Source organism: Pseudomonas sp. DCB_AW (assembly GCF_026240895.1).
Taxonomy (GTDB): Bacteria; Pseudomonadota; Gammaproteobacteria; order Pseudomonadales; family Pseudomonadaceae; genus Aquipseudomonas; species Aquipseudomonas kermanshahensis.
The window spans coordinates 160,115-176,834 of sequence record NZ_JAPFCE010000005.1 but is presented as its reverse complement, the minus strand read 5'-3'; the positions used below and the strand labels follow the sequence as shown (position 1 = coordinate 176,834).

12 protein-coding genes are annotated in these 16,720 nt (G+C 61.4%); 6 read left to right on the top strand and 6 right to left on the bottom strand.

Annotated elements, in window-relative coordinates:
• Positions 1 to 111: 111 nt before the first annotated feature.
• A complete protein-coding gene (locus OO306_RS06000; RefSeq protein WP_265968038.1) occupies positions 112 to 1,785 on the bottom strand; it encodes an AMP-binding protein in 1,674 nt (557 codons plus the stop codon).
• A 324-nt stretch (positions 1,786 to 2,109) separates the two neighbouring features.
• Here OO306_RS06000 and OO306_RS05995 point away from each other — a divergent pair, with 324 nt between their 5' ends.
• Genes OO306_RS05995 through OO306_RS05980 form a run of 4 tightly spaced genes read left to right on the top strand, consistent with a single transcriptional unit; the run spans position 2,110 to position 7,668 of the window.
• Entirely contained in the window at positions 2,110 to 3,273 is a 1,164-nt protein-coding gene (locus tag OO306_RS05995; protein WP_027592784.1) for an isovaleryl-CoA dehydrogenase, read from the top strand.
• A 19-nt stretch (positions 3,274 to 3,292) separates the two neighbouring features.
• Positions 3,293 to 4,900, top strand: a complete 1,608-nt coding sequence (locus tag OO306_RS05990) for a carboxyl transferase domain-containing protein (protein ID WP_027592785.1) — start codon at positions 3,293 to 3,295, stop codon at positions 4,898 to 4,900.
• Between the two features lie 3 nt (positions 4,901 to 4,903).
• A complete protein-coding gene (locus OO306_RS05985) occupies positions 4,904 to 5,719 on the top strand; it encodes a gamma-carboxygeranoyl-CoA hydratase (RefSeq protein WP_099454772.1) in 816 nt (271 codons plus the stop codon).
• Positions 5,716 to 7,668, top strand: a complete 1,953-nt coding sequence (locus OO306_RS05980) for an acetyl/propionyl/methylcrotonyl-CoA carboxylase subunit alpha (RefSeq protein ID WP_265968037.1) — start codon at positions 5,716 to 5,718, stop codon at positions 7,666 to 7,668. Before OO306_RS05985 ends, OO306_RS05980 begins: the two co-directional genes overlap by 4 nt.
• Positions 7,669 to 7,859: 191 nt before the next feature.
• On the opposite strand, the gene OO306_RS05975 is transcribed toward OO306_RS05980, so the two are convergent.
• Entirely contained in the window at positions 7,860 to 8,558 is a 699-nt protein-coding gene (locus OO306_RS05975) for a LexA family transcriptional regulator (RefSeq protein ID WP_265968036.1), read from the bottom strand.
• Positions 8,559 to 8,646: 88 nt separating this feature from the next.
• On the opposite strand from OO306_RS05975, the gene OO306_RS05970 reads away from it, so the two are divergent.
• Both OO306_RS05970 and OO306_RS05965 read left to right on the top strand, forming a co-directional pair.
• Positions 8,647 to 8,958 carry a hypothetical protein gene (locus OO306_RS05970; RefSeq protein ID WP_027592789.1) on the top strand — a complete coding sequence of 104 codons (312 nt, stop codon included), beginning with the start codon at positions 8,647 to 8,649 and terminating at the stop codon, positions 8,956 to 8,958.
• 434 nt (positions 8,959 to 9,392) lie between these two features.
• Positions 9,393 to 9,908 carry a DUF4880 domain-containing protein gene (locus OO306_RS05965; protein WP_265968035.1) on the top strand — a complete coding sequence of 172 codons (516 nt, stop codon included), beginning with the start codon at positions 9,393 to 9,395 and terminating at the stop codon, positions 9,906 to 9,908.
• 38 nt (positions 9,909 to 9,946) lie between these two features.
• Here OO306_RS05965 and OO306_RS05960 read toward each other — a convergent pair whose 3' ends face one another.
• The 4 genes from OO306_RS05960 to vasI all read right to left on the bottom strand — a co-directional run bounded on the left by OO306_RS05960 (position 9,947) and on the right by vasI (position 16,505).
• Positions 9,947 to 10,813, bottom strand: coding sequence for a DMT family transporter (locus tag OO306_RS05960; protein ID WP_265968034.1), 867 nt, complete (start codon positions 10,811 to 10,813; stop codon positions 9,947 to 9,949).
• A gap of 63 nt (positions 10,814 to 10,876) precedes the next feature.
• On the bottom strand, positions 10,877 to 14,500 hold the full coding sequence (gene tssM / locus OO306_RS05955; protein WP_265968033.1) for a type VI secretion system membrane subunit TssM: 3,624 nt from the start codon (positions 14,498 to 14,500) through the stop codon (positions 10,877 to 10,879).
• A gap of 8 nt (positions 14,501 to 14,508) precedes the next feature.
• On the bottom strand, positions 14,509 to 15,963 hold the full coding sequence (gene tssA / locus OO306_RS05950) for a type VI secretion system protein TssA (protein ID WP_265968032.1): 1,455 nt from the start codon (positions 15,961 to 15,963) through the stop codon (positions 14,509 to 14,511).
• Positions 15,951 to 16,505 carry a type VI secretion system-associated protein VasI gene (gene vasI / locus OO306_RS05945; protein WP_265968031.1) on the bottom strand — a complete coding sequence of 185 codons (555 nt, stop codon included), beginning with the start codon at positions 16,503 to 16,505 and terminating at the stop codon, positions 15,951 to 15,953. Before vasI ends, tssA begins: the two co-directional genes overlap by 13 nt.
• Between the last annotated feature and the right edge of the window lie 215 nt (positions 16,506 to 16,720).

Here is a 16,720-nt window from a genome sequence, read left to right as displayed (position 1 = left end):
CGCTCCTACAAGGGAATGCGTCCCCCTGTAGGAGCGGCCCCTTGCGATTTACAGCCCGTTACGCGCCTTGAACTCGCGACCTGTTATGAACAAGAAGGGTGCTTTGAATCATCAGGTCCTGTTGATTTCCGAAACGCTGATCTCCCGCATCCTGAACTTCTGCACCTTCCCCGTCACCGTCATCGGGAACTCGTCAACGAAGCGGATATGCCGCGGCACCTTGTAATGCGCGATGCGTGCCTTGCACCAGCCCTGCAGCTCATCGACCGTGGCGCTGTGCCCGGGGTGCAGTTTGATCCAGGCCACGATTTCTTCGCCGTAACGGTTGCACGGGATGCCGATCACCTGGGCATCCGCGATTGCCGGATGGGTGTAGAAAAACTCCTCCAGCTCGCGCGGATAGATGTTCTCGCCGCCGCGGATGATCATGTCCTTGTTGCGCCCGACGATACGCACATACCCCTGTTCGTCCATGACCGCCAAGTCGCCCGAGTGCATCCAGCCAGCGGGGTCGATGGCATCCGCCGTGGCCTGCGGGTTGTCCCAATACCCGAGCATCACGCTGTAGCCCCGCGTGCACAGCTCGCCGATTTCGCCCCTGGCAACAATGCAGCCGTCGGCGTCCACCAGCTTGTTCTCCAACTGCGGCTGGGTGCGCCCGACCGTGGCCACACGCAGCTCAAGCTCGTCGTCCGGGCCGGTTTGCAGGGACACCGGGCTGGTCTCGGTCATGCCATAGGCAATTTGCACTTCGGCCATGTGCATCTGGTCGATAACCCGGCGCATCACTTCGATCGGGCAGGTGGCACCGGCCATGATGCCGCTGCGCAGGCTCGAGAGGTCCATGGCCTGACGGGCCGGGTGGTCGAGCATGGCGATGAACATGGTGGGCACGCCATAGAGGATGCTGGCGCGTTCTTCGGCCACGGCGCGCAGGGTGAGTTCGGCGTCGAAGGCGTCGTTGGGGTAGACCATGGTGCTGCCGTGGGTGATGCAACCGAGGTTGGCCATGACCATGCCGAAGCAGTGGTACAGCGGCACCGGGATCACCATGCGGTCGGCCGAGGTCAGGCCCAGGCTTTCGCCGACCATCAAGCCATTGTTGAGGATGTTGTAGTGGCTGAGGGTGGCGCCCTTGGGCGCGCCGGTGGTGCCGGAGGTGTACTGGATGTTCACCGGTTGGTCGAACTGCAGGCTTTGCTGGCGGGCCGTGAAGGCCTCGAGCGTGGTCTGCCCTGCCCGCTCGGCCAGCGCCTGCCACGGCAAGAAGCCCTGCGGCGGCTGGGCAGCCAGGCTGATCACCCCGCGCAGCTCGGGCAGGCCTTCACTGGCCAATTCACCGGGGGCAACGCTGGCCAGCTCCGGCACCAGGCCCTGGACCATGGCGTGGTAATCCGACGTTTTGAAGGCATCGGCGCACACCAGCCAGCAGCAACCGGACTGGCGCAGCACGTATTCCAGCTCGCCGACGCGATACGCCGGGTTGATGTTGACCAGGATCGCGCCAACCTTGGCGCTGGCCAGTTGCAGGATGCACCACTGGGCGCAGTTGGGCGACCAGATGCCCACGCGGTCGCCGGTGTTCACGCCCAGGGCCATCAAGGCACGGGCGTGCACATCGACCTGTTCGGCCAACTGCCGCCAGCTGTAGCGCAGGCCCTGGTGGCGCGCCACCAACGCTTCGCCATCGGCGCAGCGGGCCACGGTGGCATCGAAGGCCTGGCCGATGGTTTGGGTCAGCAAGGGCCGGTCCTGGCGACCGCGGGTATAGCTCGGTTGACTCATGGGTGTCCCTTCTTGTGGTTGTTCTGGGCACGACTGAAGCAAGCGGGAGATACTCTGGCGCAGATTTACGTTTACGTAAAGGTGATGAGGCGATTGACAGTGGCTGAAGGCAGGTTTACGTTAACGTAAAGGTGAGAACGACATCGCATCTATCGACCTAAGCCGAACTCTGTGGGAGCGGGCTTGCCCCGCGAAAGCGATCATCCAGGCAATGACGGTGACCCTGCTGACGCATTCGCGGGGCAAGCCCGCTCCCACAGGGGACGATGAAAAGTCCATGAGCTACGGTGTTACCCAATTTCAAGAACAAGAAGGTGCCCCCGCATGCATTACCCCTCCCTGAACTTCGCCCTGGGCGAAACCATCGACATGCTCCGCGACCAGGTCAGCACCTTCGTCGCCGCCGAACTGGCGCCGCGCGCCGCGCAGATCGACCACGACAACCTGTTCCCCGCCGACATGTGGCGCAAGTTCGGTGACATGGGCCTGCTGGGCATCACCGTGTCGGAAGAGTACGGCGGCGCCGGCCTGGGCTACCTGGCCCACGTGGTGTCGATGGAAGAAATCAGCCGCGCCTCGGCCTCGGTCGCCCTGTCCTACGGCGCCCACTCCAACCTCTGCGTCAACCAGATCAACCGCAACGGCACCCATGAGCAAAAGCTCAAGTACCTGCCTAAGCTGATCAGCGGTGAGCACATCGGCGCCCTGGCCATGAGCGAACCTAACGCCGGCTCCGACGTGGTGTCGATGAAGCTGCGCGCCGAAAAACGCGGCGACCGCTACGTGCTCAACGGCAGCAAGACCTGGATCACCAACGGCCCCGACGCCAACACCTATGTGATCTATGCCAAGACCGACCTGGACAAGGGCGCGCATGGCATTACCGCGTTCATCGTTGAACGCGACTGGAAAGGCTTCAGCCGCAGCAACAAGTTCGACAAGCTGGGCATGCGCGGCTCCAACACCTGCGAGCTGTTCTTCGATGACGTCGAAGTACCGGAAGAAAACATCCTCGGCCAACTCAACGGCGGCGTGCGCGTGCTGATGAGCGGCCTGGACTACGAACGCGTGGTGCTGTCCGGCGGCCCGACCGGCATCATGCAAAGCTGCATGGACCTGGTGGTGCCCTACATCCATGACCGCAAGCAGTTTGGCCAAAGCATCGGCGAGTTCCAGCTGATCCAAGGCAAGATCGCCGACATGTACACCCAGCTCAACGCCAGCCGCGCCTACCTGTACGCCGTGGCCCAGGCCTGCGACCGCGGTGAGACCACCCGCAAGGACGCCGCCGGGGTCATCCTGTACACCGCCGAACGCGCCACGCAAATGGCCCTGGAAGCGATCCAGATTCTGGGCGGCAACGGCTACATCAACGAGTTCCCTGCGGGCCGCCTGCTGCGCGACGCCAAACTGTACGAAATCGGCGCTGGCACCAGCGAAATCCGCCGGATGTTGATCGGCCGCGAATTGTTCAACGAAACCCGCTGAGCACAAGGGACGGGCGCACATGGCTACCTTGCATACCCAGATCAACCCGCGTTCGGCGGAATTCGCCGGCAACAGCGCGGCCATGCTCGAACAGGTCCAGGCCCTGCGTGGCCTGCTTGCGCACATTGCACAGGGCGGCGGCCCCAAGGCCCAGGAACGGCACACCTCACGCGGCAAACTGCTGCCGCGTGAACGCATCGACCGCTTGCTGGACGCAGGCTCCCCCTTCCTTGAAATCGGCCAGCTGGCGGCCCACGAGGTGTATGGCGAAGACGTACCGGCCGCCGGCGTGATTGCTGGCATTGGCCGGGTAGAAGGTGTGGAATGCATGATCGTGGCCAACGACGCCACAGTCAAAGGCGGCTCGTACTACCCGCTGACCGTCAAAAAGCACCTGCGCGCGCAGACCATCGCCCTGCAGAACCGCCTGCCGTGCATCTACCTGGTGGACTCCGGCGGCGCCAACCTGCCCCGCCAGGATGAAGTGTTCCCCGACCGCGAGCACTTTGGGCGCATTTTCTTCAACCAGGCCAACATGAGCGCGCTGGGCATCCCGCAGCTCGCCGTGGTCATGGGCTCGTGCACCGCCGGTGGCGCCTATGTGCCCGCCATGGCCGACGAAGCGATCATGGTGCGCCAGCAGGCCACCATCTTCCTGGCTGGCCCGCCGCTGGTAAAGGCCGCGACCGGTGAAGTGGTGAGTGCCGAAGACCTCGGCGGCGCTGACGTGCACTGCCGCATCAGCGGCGTGGCCGACCACTACGCCGACAATGACGAACATGCCCTGGCCCTGGCCCGGCGCAGCGTGGCCAACCTCAACTGGCACAAGCTGGGCAAACTGCAGTGCCAGGCGCCCATCGCCCCGCTGTACGCTGCCGATGAGCTGTACGGCGTGGTGCCGGCCGACGCCAAGCAACCGTTCGATGTGCGCGAGGTCATCGCCCGCCTGGTTGATGGCTCGGTGTTCGATGAGTTCAAGGCACTGTTCGGCACCACCTTGGTGTGCGGCTTCGCCCACCTGCACGGCTACCCGATCGCGATCCTGGCCAACAACGGCATTCTGTTTGCCGAAGCCGCGCAAAAAGGCGCGCACTTCATCGAGCTGGCCTGCCAGCGCGGCATCCCGCTGCTGTTCCTGCAGAACATCACCGGCTTCATGGTCGGCAAAAAGTACGAAGAAGGCGGCATCGCCAAGCACGGCGCCAAACTGGTAACCGCAGTGGCCTGTGCCCAGGTACCGAAGTTTACCGTGATCATCGGTGGCAGCTTTGGTGCCGGCAACTATGGCATGTGCGGCCGCGCCTACGACCCCCGCTTCCTGTGGATGTGGCCCAACGCACGCATCGGCGTGATGGGTGCCGAACAGGCCGCTGGCGTGCTGGCCCAGGTCAAGCGAGAACAAAGCGAGCGCAGCGGCCAGCCGTTCAGCGCCGAAGACGAAGCCAAGCTCAAGCAGCCGATCCTCGACCAGTACGAACACCAGGGCCACCCCTACTACTCCAGCGCCCGGCTGTGGGACGACGGCGTTATCGACCCGGCGCAAACCCGCGACGTGCTCGGCCTGGCATTGTCTGCCGCGCTGAACGCCCCGATCGAACAGAGCCGCTTCGGCATTTTCCGGATGTGACCCATGAGCGATTTCAGCACCCTAGAAGTGGTCAAGGACCCTCGCGGCTTCGCCACCCTGTGGCTCAGCCGCGAAGACAAGAACAACGCCTTCAACGCACAGATGATCCGCGAGCTGATCGTCGCCCTCGGCCAGATCGCCGAAGACAGCAGCCTGCGTTTTCTGCTGCTGCGTGGCCGTGGCCGGCACTTCAGCGCCGGCGCCGACCTGGCCTGGATGCAGCAGTCTGCGCAATTGGACTTCAACACCAACCTCGATGACGCCCACGAGCTCGGCGAGCTGATGTACGCCCTGCACCGGCTCAAGGCGCCGACCCTGGCCGTGGTGCAAGGCGCGGCCTTTGGCGGCGCCCTGGGCCTGATCAGTTGCTGCGACATGGCCATCGGCGCCGAAGACGCCCAACTGTGCCTGTCGGAAGTGCGCATCGGCCTGGCCCCGGCCGTGATCAGCCCATTCGTGGTCAAGGCCATCGGCGAACGCGCCACCCGCCGCTACGCCCTCACCGCCGAGCGCTTCAGCGGCGTGCGGGCCCGTGAACTGGGCCTGCTGGCCGAGGTGTACCCCGCCCACGAGCTGGATGCCCACGTCGAGGCCTGGGTCGCCAACCTGCTGCTTAACAGCCCGCAAGCCCTGCGCGCCAGCAAAGACCTGCTACGCGAGGTCGACGACGGCGAGCTGAGCCCTGCCCTGCGCCGCTACTGCGAAAATACTATCGCCCGCATCCGCGTCAGCGCCGAAGGCCAGGAGGGCCTGCGCGCCTTCCTCGAAAAGCGCCGCCCTGCCTGGCAAACCGACGACAACAAGGAGCCGCGCCCATGAGCCGTACCCCGTTGACCACCCTGCTGGTCGCCAACCGCGGTGAAATCGCCTGCCGGGTGATGCGCACCGCCAAGGCGATGGGCATGACCACCGTCGCCGTGCACAGCGCCACCGACCGTGACGCCCGGCACAGCCGCGAAGCCGATATCCGCGTCGACCTCGGCGGCACCAAGGCCGCCGAAAGCTACCTGCAGGTCGACAAACTGCTGGCCGCCGCCAAAGCCAGCGGCGCGCAGGCCATCCACCCCGGCTATGGCTTTCTTTCAGAAAACGCAGGCTTTGCCCGCGCCATCGAACACGCCGGGCTGATCTTCCTTGGCCCACCGGCCAGCGCCATCGACGCGATGGGCAGCAAATCGGCGGCCAAAGCACTGATGGAAGCCGCCGGCGTGCCCCTGGTGCCGGGCTACCATGGCGAAGCTCAAGATTTGGAAACCTTCCGCGCCGCCGCCGAGCGCATCGGCTACCCGGTGCTGCTGAAGGCCAGCGCCGGTGGCGGTGGCAAGGGCATGAAAGTGGTCGAGGACGAAAGCCAACTGGCCGACGCCCTGGCCTCGGCGCAGCGCGAGGCGCAATCGTCGTTCGGCGATGCCCGCATGCTGGTTGAAAAGTACGTACTCAAGCCCCGCCACGTAGAAATCCAGGTGTTCGCCGACCAGCACGGCAACTGCCTGTACCTCAACGAACGTGACTGCTCGATCCAGCGCCGCCACCAGAAGGTGGTCGAAGAAGCCCCCGCACCCGGCTTGTCGCCCGAGCTGCGCCGGGCCATGGGCGAGGCCGCGGTGCGCGCCGCCCAGGCCATCGGCTATGTGGGTGCGGGCACGGTGGAATTCCTGCTCGATGCCCGTGGCGAGTTTTTCTTCATGGAGATGAACACCCGCCTGCAGGTCGAGCACCCGGTCACCGAAGCCATCACCGGCCTCGACCTGGTGGCCTGGCAGATCCGAGTGGCCTGTGGCGAGGCGTTGCCGATCACGCAGGACCAGGTACCGCTGATTGGCCACGCCATCGAGGTGCGCCTGTATGCCGAGGACCCAGCCAACGAGTTTCTGCCCGCCACTGGCACGCTGACGTTCTACCGCGAGTCGGCGCCGGGCGAAGGGCGCCGGGTCGACAGCGGGGTCAGCGAGGGGGACGTGGTGTCGCCGTTTTACGACCCGATGCTGGGCAAGCTGATTGCCTGGGGTGAAGACCGCGAGCAGGCACGCCTGCGCCTGCTGGCGATGCTCGATGAGTTTGCCATCGGCGGGTTGAAGACCAACATCGCCTTCCTGCGGCGCATCCTCGCGCACCCAGCGTTTGCCGACGCCGAGCTCGACACCGGGTTTATCCCACGTCACCAGGACGTTCTGCTGCCCGCCCCTCAAGCGCTGCCGGCGCCCTTCTGGGAAGCCGCCGCAGAAGCTTGGCTGCAAGGCCAGGCCGGCCAGCAACGGGACGACGACAACCGCTCGCCGTGGGCTGAACGCAATGGCCTGCGCCTGGGCCTGCCCGCGCGCAGCAGCCTGCACCTGACCAGCGCCGGGCAAGACCAGGCGGTGGCACTGGAACGTAGCGCGACATCCACCTGGCAACTCAACGGCGAGCAACTGGTGCACGACCAGGCGGGCGTGCGCCGCCAGCACCTGGCGATACGCCGCGGAGGCACGTTGTACCTGCGTTGGGACGGTGAAATGCATGCCATCGAAGCCTTCGACCCCATCGCCGAAGCCGAGGCCAGCCACAGCCACCAAGGCGGCCTGGGCGCGCCCATGAACGGCAGCATCGTGCGGGTATTGGTCGAGCCGGGCCAAGTGGTAGAAGCCGGCACAGCGCTGGTGGTGCTGGAGGCCATGAAGATGGAGCACAGCATTCGTGCGCCGCATGCCGGCACGGTGAAGGCGCTATTCTGCCAGGAAGGGGATATGGTCAGCGAAGGGACCGTGCTGGTCGAGCTGGTGGAGTAAACCAAGGGGCCGCGCGCCCATACCACAGGAATAATTGGCCCGAAACACCTGTAGGAGCAGCCTTGTGCTGCGAAGCGCCGCGCGGGCGGCGCTCGATCTCCAGGCGCCACGACAACCCAGCCGTGCATCCAATAGCGGCCTTGCCAGGGCGCCGGGCCGGTCGGAAAGGGCTGCAAAGCAGCCCCAGTACGCTAGAAGCTGCCATGCACCCGCACAACCACCCCCAAAAACTCACAGCCCTCTTCGCACAACAGCGTTGGGTAATTGCTGTTCAATGCCTTCAGATACCGCTGCCCACCTTCCTCAGCCAGCTCACGGAAAATCGCCGGTTTGCCCGGCTGCCGAGCGATAACCAAACGCCCCGGCTCAACCTCCACCCCAGGGTCTACCAGCATCCGCATCCCCTGCGGCACACTGCGGCCACTGGCGGCGCTCATCGCTTCATTCTCAACGGTCAGCCAGAACGCCTTGCCCTTGGCCAGGTAATCCGTCTGCTCGAATACGCTCGCCTCTGCCCCCTCTAGCTCATCCCAACCCAGCACCGGGTAGCGGAAGCACACGATGTATTGCATGAGGTCCAGGTCATCGTCGGTGTCATCCATGTCATAGCTGCCGCGGTCCTCGCCTACCTGGCCCACAATGCGCAGTTGCAAGCTGACGTTGTAGTGGGGCATGCCAATCTCGACGAACGTGCGGTTCATCGACTCGATCTTCGGCTGGCGCCGTTTGTTCACCCAATGCCCCACGCTGCCTTGAGACACGCCAACGCGTTCAGCAAGCTGTTCTTGGGTGAGCCCAAGCTCCTCCATCCGGTCACGGACGAGGGCAATCCATTTATCCATATTCATCGCTGGCACGATACGGACTGCCTTCAAGCGCTCAATAAACATCCTGTATTATTTATCAGAAAGCATGAAAATACTTAAGGTATTAGTATCGACCTGAACCTTTTCCCTATTGGCATTTGCAGGTATCAGGATGAAACCACCGAAAAACGAAGAAACAGATCTCGACAGCGAAGCGGCCCGCCGCGCCCTCGACTACTACCTCAACCCCAACCCACCACGCCCCACCATCGAGAACAAAATCTGGACCCTGCACGAAGGCGTAACCGGTGACCAAGCCCAGGAGCACGCCATCGCCCTGCTCCGCTGCGCCGCCGCCACCGCACAAGAAACCGCCGTGCACCAGCATGGCACGCAGCGCGAGCTGACCTTCGCCTTGATGCACATGATGGACATGGCACGCGCACTGCTGGAGCACAAACGCACCGTGCAGACGGGTCTGTAGGTAAAAAAGGAAGGGAGAGACGTGACGGCCGGGTAACGGCAATGGCCCCGATTGCCGGGACAAGGAAGCGCATCGGTAAAACTTTTTTACCGAATTAGCGAAATATCATTTGACTGGCAAATGATAACGATTATTATTGCACTCAGCTGATCGCGAGATCTGCTGGATAACCTGGAGCTTAGGTCGCTCTCAGATTATCTCCTCATCAGGCTAATCACGGTTTTTGACCCGGCTTTTTGCCGGGTCTTTTTTTTGGCTCTTCAGGCTAATGAAGATCGTGAATGGCCGGCATGATAGCAAAAGTGTGTCAGACCGTGAACGCTCATTACAAAACTTTGCGGAATCAGTACTTGAGAATCAATCTCGTTTCTACTACGCTGATTACGCATCAAGGAAGATGCCCCCATCCCTCCCCTTTGAGCAAGGAGCTGTCCATGACCCGTCTGCTGCTGCCCCTTGAGCACGAATCCCCTACTACAGAGCACGATGGCGACAATGAACTGTTGCACGGCTTGAAACGGCTGCCTCGGCGTGTCCAGCAAGTGTTCCTGCTCAACCGCCTCGACCAACTGGACTTTGCCAGCATTGCTGCCCGGCTTGATCTGCCCTTGGCAAGCATCGAGCGGCATATGGACCAGGCACTGCAAGCAGGCCGCTCCCGCCGCGATGTGTTGGCGAGTGTTGCCGGGCAATGGTATGTGCGGTTGCAAAGCCCCCAGGTGACGGCCTGCGAGCGAATCGACTTTCGCCGTTGGCTGGATGCGGACCAGGCTAACTTGCAAGCGTTTCACGATACGGAGCTGCGCTGGCGCAGCCTGCTCGCCCCAGCACGGCAGCTGGGCCATGACGGTTGGTACCGGCAAGGCCGGGCGGCACTGTCGTTGGGTGGGTGTTCGATTGCGGTTGGGCTGGGTGTGGCGGCGTTGGTGCTGTTTGGCTTTTGGGCTTGATGACGCTACGACATTCACATTCATTGGCTCGCGCTAACTCAGGCTACGAAGTGCAGCACCACCGCGCCCAGTAAAACGAGACAGACGCCTGCAATCTGCATCAGCGTTAACCTGTCTTTGTAGAACAGATAACCCAGAATGGCCGCTATCCCGCCCGACATCGTACTTATCACAGTGACGATAGCTACAGCCCCAGTCAACGCACCGTACGAAAACGCCGTAAAACCCGCCAAGTTAAACAGGCTTGCGCAACAGAGCGCACAATAGCCTTTTAGGCTCGGTGAATCCGCAGGTTTGAGTTTGAACATGATGGGCGACAGAAACACCACTCCCACCAGATAGCTGATCCAAAGCATATTGACCGGGCCGATAGCAGGCAACGTGTATTGGCCTTGAACCCAGAAGCTGGTCCCGTACAACGCGGCAGCAACCAACGCAAAAACGTTCGCCGTCCCCGCCGACCTGTATTGCCTGCGGTCATTATTACCAGAGCCGCGCCCCACTATCGCAACACCGCTGGCGCATATCAGCAATCCCACCCACTGTATGGCAGTGATGTGTTCACCACCCATCCAGGCCAGCAACGTTGTAAACATGCCATAGGAGGTGACCAGTGGCGCGACCACGGCAGTCTTTCCTTGCGCAAACGCTCGCGAGAGAGCGACCGCCCCCATTACAGTCAGGAGTGCGGCTGCGATACAGGTCAGCAGCAACTGCCATTTCACTTCATACAGAAGGTCGATTTGCCGGCCGAGAACCAACAGCAGGGTACTGAGTAGAATCAGGCCCAGCAGTTGCCCAAGGAATACCGAGCGCTGGACACCAAAGAGCCTTGCGTTCAGGCCGACCAGAAAGTCTGTAGCGCCCCAGCACAGGGCTGCTACGACACCCATCAATATGTCCAAGATCAATTCCTTTTTAGTTCTTATTGTCGAATTGCCTCTCGCTCCGTAAAGCGTGGGCTAGCACTACAGGACCGTAGGTACTTCGGCCACTCCCCCCCTTGACGCTGGCTGCTCAAGCAAACCTCGCGGTAACGTGAAACCTTTGAAGGGCTGCTGGGTAATGGGGTTGAATGCTTTTTCGGCGTTTAGCCGATAACGCATCACGCCGTCTCCCGCTCTAAAGCTCAAGTCCACACTGGTGGCTGTACGGCCATTAAGCGACCCTCGGCTGAGCAGGCGGAACATCGACCAAGGGCCGCGATACTCCAAACTACTGCTATTGCCGTTCTGCCGGAGTAAGGTGAGGTTGCTGCGCACTTGCTGCCCCAACGTATTGGGCCAGACAACGCCGACAATCTGGGTGGGCCCATGCGTGTAGGAAATCAGCTGGCCATCCAGATCCAGCAAGCTGGTGCGCTGGTTCGCACTCAGTCCCAAGGGCTCGATACTGAACTGCACGCTCAGGTTGCCGCGCTGATCGAAGAAGGTTTCGCGAATGCGATCCGCCAGTTCCAACTGCTCGATCACATCGCTGCGGATTAAGGACTGCCCCTGTCGACTGGCCTGCAAGGCTTCGAGATTGTCCTTGAGGAAGACTTTGAGGTATTGGTCATGAAACTGCTGCAGGCGCCCTTTCGGCCCGAAGAACGCCTCGAAGTCATCCAAAGAAGCATCGGGCGCTCGCACCACGAAGGGGTAACGCCCTGCCAAGCGCTGCTGGAAGAAGCTGTACACCTCAGCATCCCAACGTCGTTCCAGCTCACGGAGCGCTTCAACGTTCAGCACTCGCGCTGTCTGGTCCGCAACTTTCTTGACCTGTTGATTGATCGGTTCCGGCAAACCGGTAGCGACCCGCTGCAACGTGCCAATCGGATCGTGCCCGGTCATGGAGAAACGTTGAAGCACGGCGTGCAACGCGGCCTTGCCGCGCTCAGGGCTGTCTTGCACGGCCTTGGCGTACTCATGAACAGCGGCAATGGCAGCGACCGTTTCATCGTAGTAGCTCGGCTTTTCTCCCGTTGCCTGCAGCATGGTATTCAGGCCAGCGAACGCACGCTGGATGGCCACGGCTTGTAGCTGCTCGGGCTTGCTGTTGGTAGGCCGCAGACCAGTTGTCTCGTCGGGCACCTCGATAGCCACCGAAGAAGACAGCGAAGTATTGTCTTTCACTGTTTCCAGCAATCTGTGCAGCGGCGCCGCAGGACCGGTCAGTTGCTCCAGAATATCGACACCATGGTCTAGATCACTGAAGTCAGCGACTGAAAAGGCATTCAAGGCACGTCGCCAGCTGTCGATGTAGTCCGCGCTGTAGAGGTTACGTACGCGCTCGCTCAATGCATTGCGGTCGACGTCCGAATAGTCGAGTTGAGCGCGCTCACCCAATGCCCACTGATCGATCATCGCCATCTCGGCGAACCGCTGGCTACGAGGCTCAAAATAGTCCCTAAACCCTTTGGCCGTCAGCATGGGTGCAAGCAGGACGCCATCATCGCCCAGCTTCGACCCGGAAGAAGATGTGTAAACGATATCGAAGGCTGGCCCTACCTGGTGACGCAGGTCCAAGCCGGCGTGCAGCTGTTCTTGGGCCTGCTGCTTGAGGCTTGCGTACACGCGCTGTGGCATAGGCACTTTACGTAATATCTGCTGCACTTCGCTGACCCGCTGCTTGTATTGCGGCAGGTCGGTATCGGCATAGGCCAGGGCGTACTTCAGATGCTGCATGAGGTCGCGCTGCAATTGTCCCTGCCCTGGGAAGGCCTGTTGCCACTGCTGGGCCATCCAGTCTTCGACCCACTCGGGCCGGCGACTCTGGCGGTCCTCGATCATGCGGTAAACCCTAAGCGAGGCCATCTGCTGTTCACTGCCGGGCGGTGCCGCATTCATGGCATCAATCACGCCGCTGGCCAACGCCGGCAAGAAACGCCTGGAGAGCAGGCTCAAGTAAGCTTCGTCGACCCGAGGCCCGATGGCGCGCCCTTGATACAGGCCGAAATCAGCCACACCCGGCCAGGCGGCGCGATAGTCACCGAATACCGATACTGCATCACGGATTTGATCCAGTGGTTGCAGCAGGTTACGCCCTGTCGGGTCCAGGCGTTGGTCCACTTCGTAGTTGCTGAATTCTCGACTTTTCGCAAGCACGCTGGCTGCTTTGGCACCATTGACATCGAAGTAGCGCTGCCAACTGGCAATGGCAACACACAAAGCAAGCACACCTACACCAGAGCCCACCCAGAGCAATCGCCGCTTGCTACGCGCCACTCTGACGTTATCTCCAGCAAGCCCGGCTTCCTGGTAGATGACACGACCGAAAGCCTGCTGGATGAAGTAGACCAACGCTTTGCCGTGCGGCTTGCCTTCGCGCAGTGGGGGCTTGGTTTTGAATGGCTGCGCCGCCTCACGCACGAATGCATTGAGCATGTCGCCTTGCTGCTCGACCGACGACCAATACACCCCACGCACCAGGGTAGGCGTGGTGAAACGATCACTTGCCAAGGTCTCACGCAAGAAGCCCAGTAAAATCGGGCGCAATCCAACCAACTGGGCATGCAGCGAGAACAAGCGCGATCGATGCGGTGCGCTGCCCAGCCCATCAATCTGGTCCACGACCTGCTCGAACAACAGCCTGATCAAGCGATCATAGAAGTCGCTGTACTCCTCCAACCAAGCGTCGAACGAATCGACTGCATCCAGCTTGAACGTAAAGCCCAGCAGGTTCTCTCGCTTAGCCGCTGAGAGCTTGCTGTAGAGCGCGTCAAAGCCATCGAGCAGATCGAACTTGGATAACACCACATACAAGGGCAGGCGCGAACCCAGCTGACTGCTGACTTCATACAGCCGTGTACGCAATACATGAGCCAGTGCGACACGTTGCTCGGGCGTACCCTGCAACAGCGCAGGCAGATCAATAACCAGCAACAGGCCATTGAGTGCCCGCTGGCTGCGATTGCGCAGCAACCAACTCAGCAGGTGGTGCCATAACCTGGCCTGGGTTCCGGGAGGTATGGAAGGTTCAGACTCATTGGCGTTCCCGGACACCGCGCCAGCCGAAGACGCTTGGCTGATGAAAGCACCGGGCGGGTCGATGATTACCGCGTCATCACTGACCCACCAGCCGACCGGATATGCGAGAGGTTGCGCTTGTCGGCCACGTGCCTGGGCCTTGTCGATGCGGGTCAAGGAAAAGCTTTGGTCAGTGCGATCAATGAAGCTGGTTTTGCCAGCCTGTTCGTCACCCAGCACCAGATACCATGGCAATCGGTACAGCGCCCTTCGCCCACCCGCGTTGTCGAGGTAACGCGAAAGCGCCTGGTTCAACGCCTTCTCTTGTGTGCGAACCAACGGCAACACACGATCCAGTTCGGCGGCCACTGCATCCTTGTGCTCCGCTTGCAGGCGGTGAAAGCGCGTGCGCAACACAATAAGCCAGCACAGCAGTGGCATCAGTACGAGCACCAGACTGGCCACAGCGCGGTGCGCCACGCTGGCGAGGGGTTGGTGCTCTCGCCAGGTCCATTGCGGGCCGAGCCACCAAATGGCGATCAACATCAGTACAGCACCGAGCCCAAGCAACAGCGGCATCGCCAGGCCGATGCGCGAAATCAACGGTATGCCCCATCGTTTGAGTTGTTTCCATAGTGGGTTCATGAGGGCTCCTAAACCTTGTTCTGATCAGCTAACGCTGGAGAGGTGGCGTACTGCTGGAGCCGCTGGAATACCTCGGGCTCCCAGGCATCGGCGGTCGTTCGCTGCATCGTCTGGGCAACACCGGCGCACAGGTCCTGGGCTAACCAGGACACGCCGCGTGCGGCCAACAAGTCGGCGGCAATTATTGTGGTGTGGCAGCGCTCACGCGGCGTACGGAGCTCCGCTTGCAGGCTTTGCAAGCGGAGGAGGACTGGCTCTACACCTGCCGTGTCCAGCTGACTCACCAGTTCTTCGCGCAGGCTGCTGAACTCAGCGGTGGATGCTCCATGATCGCCCTGCCCTTGCGCCCCCTTGAGCCAGGCCATGCAGGCGTCATCGATGAACCCTGTGCCGTCGCTGAAGCACAACTGCTGCAGTGCTGGCATGCGCTGCACAAAACGCGCAGTCGCGCAGCGAATAGCCTCCGCGACCTCGCCCATCGCCAGCCGCGTGGCAACGTTTGCGGCTAAAAAACTGCCTCGAATCCAGTAAGGGCAGGCAGCGACACTTTTTTCGATACGCTGGAGTAACGCGGGGTCAATTGCCGTTCCGGCGATGGCATCGTCATAGCTTCCGGAAATATCCACCGGCACCGCCATCAACTCCGTGCGGTTGCCTTGCCTCGCTTGAGGCGCCGTTTGAATGTGCGCCCACAAGCCAAAGCGACGTAGTTGGTAGCCGGTAGGGTCATAGGGATCCTGTTGGTTGATGAACTCGGCCATGCTCAACACCGCTCGCCGTGTCTCGCGCTCATTGCCAATGGATACACGGGGGATGGGTGCGGCCATGACATCGGCCAAAGGCACAGGCTTGATGTTTGCGGCAGGCGCCTGGGGCGCTGCGACTGCGCTGACACCCGCGCCAAGTTCTGCATACTTGCGCAGAAGGCGCTCAAGTTCATGGATGACGGCCGCGTCCAGTTGCGCAACGGCCTGCTGCTGTTGCAAGCGTGTTAAAGCATGCTGTGCTGCAGTTGCATGAGTCGGGGTATAGGTGAAGCGGTCAAGGCGCGGCAACGCATCAGTCAAGCGATTGAGGACCAGGCCAACCAGCTTACGCTTGCCAAGGAAACCCTTGGGCCCTGGCTTGGGATGAGAAGACTCCCAGTAGGATTCGACCATGCCGGCTAATAACGCCAGGGTGAACCCCCAACGCTCCCAGCAGCCGCTACGCAGCCACGCGACACTCAAGTGCGCGACGATCCGCAGGTGCTTGCACTGCTGGCCCAAATACTGCCGGGACGCCTCTTCGATGTAGGTCCAGTCGATTGAAGACGCCTGCAAACCACCCAGTTTGACCATCTCCTGGTCAATGGCCTGGTAGGTTTCATCCTCAATGTCGAACAGCCCGGCCGGAACCGCTGGCTCAATCGGCATGAGCAGCCGACTGACTTCATCCCCTGATACCCGCACTACCACCGGCATGTGCTCCGCGCCTGACTGATCAGCGGGTCTAGACCTTGGGCATCGAACGTCAGCCCATCGACCTCGCTGTGATTGCTCGTCACTTCTATCCGATGGGCCCCAATCAACTTTTTGATCTGCTCGATGGCAGGGAGGCCTCGTCCTGCGTCGAGTACCTGCCCGTTCTCCATCACCTTCCAGGAGGTCTCATTCGTAGAACCGCCGTCCCCTTTCAGGCGTACCGTGACCCAGCCCGTATCGATGTGTTTATGGGTGATCAACTGGAGCCGGGAGATGTTCTGGATGCAGCTGATGACCAGGTAAGAACGTTGGTCACCGGATGCAATGGCGGGTGCGGAAATGACCAGTTCAGTAACGTCACTGCCCTCGCTTCGTTCCCCGCTGCGAAACGTCAGGTCATCCGCCCTGCGTGCGGCCTCGTTGGCCATCACGCGCAACACACTGGGCGCCTCGTGCTCCGGGGCGGACCATGGCTTTTGGGTCGTATGCGCAGGTGTTCCTGCCGCCTGATCGAAACACGCCAGACGCTCGATGTTAGACACGATCCCAGGACAGTTCTGGGCATGACTGGCCAATGCTGGCTGCAAGCAAAACAGTAGCCAAACACCAGCGCCATATGCGCAGCGAATAATCATTGAATACTCACTCTTTGCCAAACAACACGAACACTCATATGCGTCAATAAGTAAATTTTCCTACAACAATATTCCATTAACTCCTCGCCACACCCACACCACCAAGAAGTGTTTCGCCACGA

Excerpts from the sequence above, each read along its gene's own strand:
- tssM (WP_265968033.1), bottom strand. The coding sequence starts at position 14,500 with ATGAACCCACTATGGAAACAACTCAAACGATGGGGCATACCGTTGATT.
- OO306_RS05980 (WP_265968037.1), top strand. The coding sequence starts at position 5,716 with ATGAGCCGTACCCCGTTGACCACCCTGCTGGTCGCCAACCGCGGTGAA.
- OO306_RS05970 (WP_027592789.1), top strand. The coding sequence starts at position 8,647 with ATGAAACCACCGAAAAACGAAGAAACAGATCTCGACAGCGAAGCGGCC.
- OO306_RS05995 (WP_027592784.1), top strand. The coding sequence starts at position 2,110 with ATGCATTACCCCTCCCTGAACTTCGCCCTGGGCGAAACCATCGACATG.
- OO306_RS05985 (WP_099454772.1), top strand. The coding sequence starts at position 4,904 with ATGAGCGATTTCAGCACCCTAGAAGTGGTCAAGGACCCTCGCGGCTTC.
- OO306_RS06000 (WP_265968038.1), bottom strand. The coding sequence starts at position 1,785 with ATGAGTCAACCGAGCTATACCCGCGGTCGCCAGGACCGGCCCTTGCTG.
- OO306_RS05990 (WP_027592785.1), top strand. The coding sequence starts at position 3,293 with ATGGCTACCTTGCATACCCAGATCAACCCGCGTTCGGCGGAATTCGCC.
- OO306_RS05965 (WP_265968035.1), top strand. The coding sequence starts at position 9,393 with ATGACCCGTCTGCTGCTGCCCCTTGAGCACGAATCCCCTACTACAGAG.
- tssA (WP_265968032.1), bottom strand. The coding sequence starts at position 15,963 with ATGCCGGTGGTAGTGCGGGTATCAGGGGATGAAGTCAGTCGGCTGCTC.
- OO306_RS05975 (WP_265968036.1), bottom strand. The coding sequence starts at position 8,558 with ATGTTTATTGAGCGCTTGAAGGCAGTCCGTATCGTGCCAGCGATGAAT.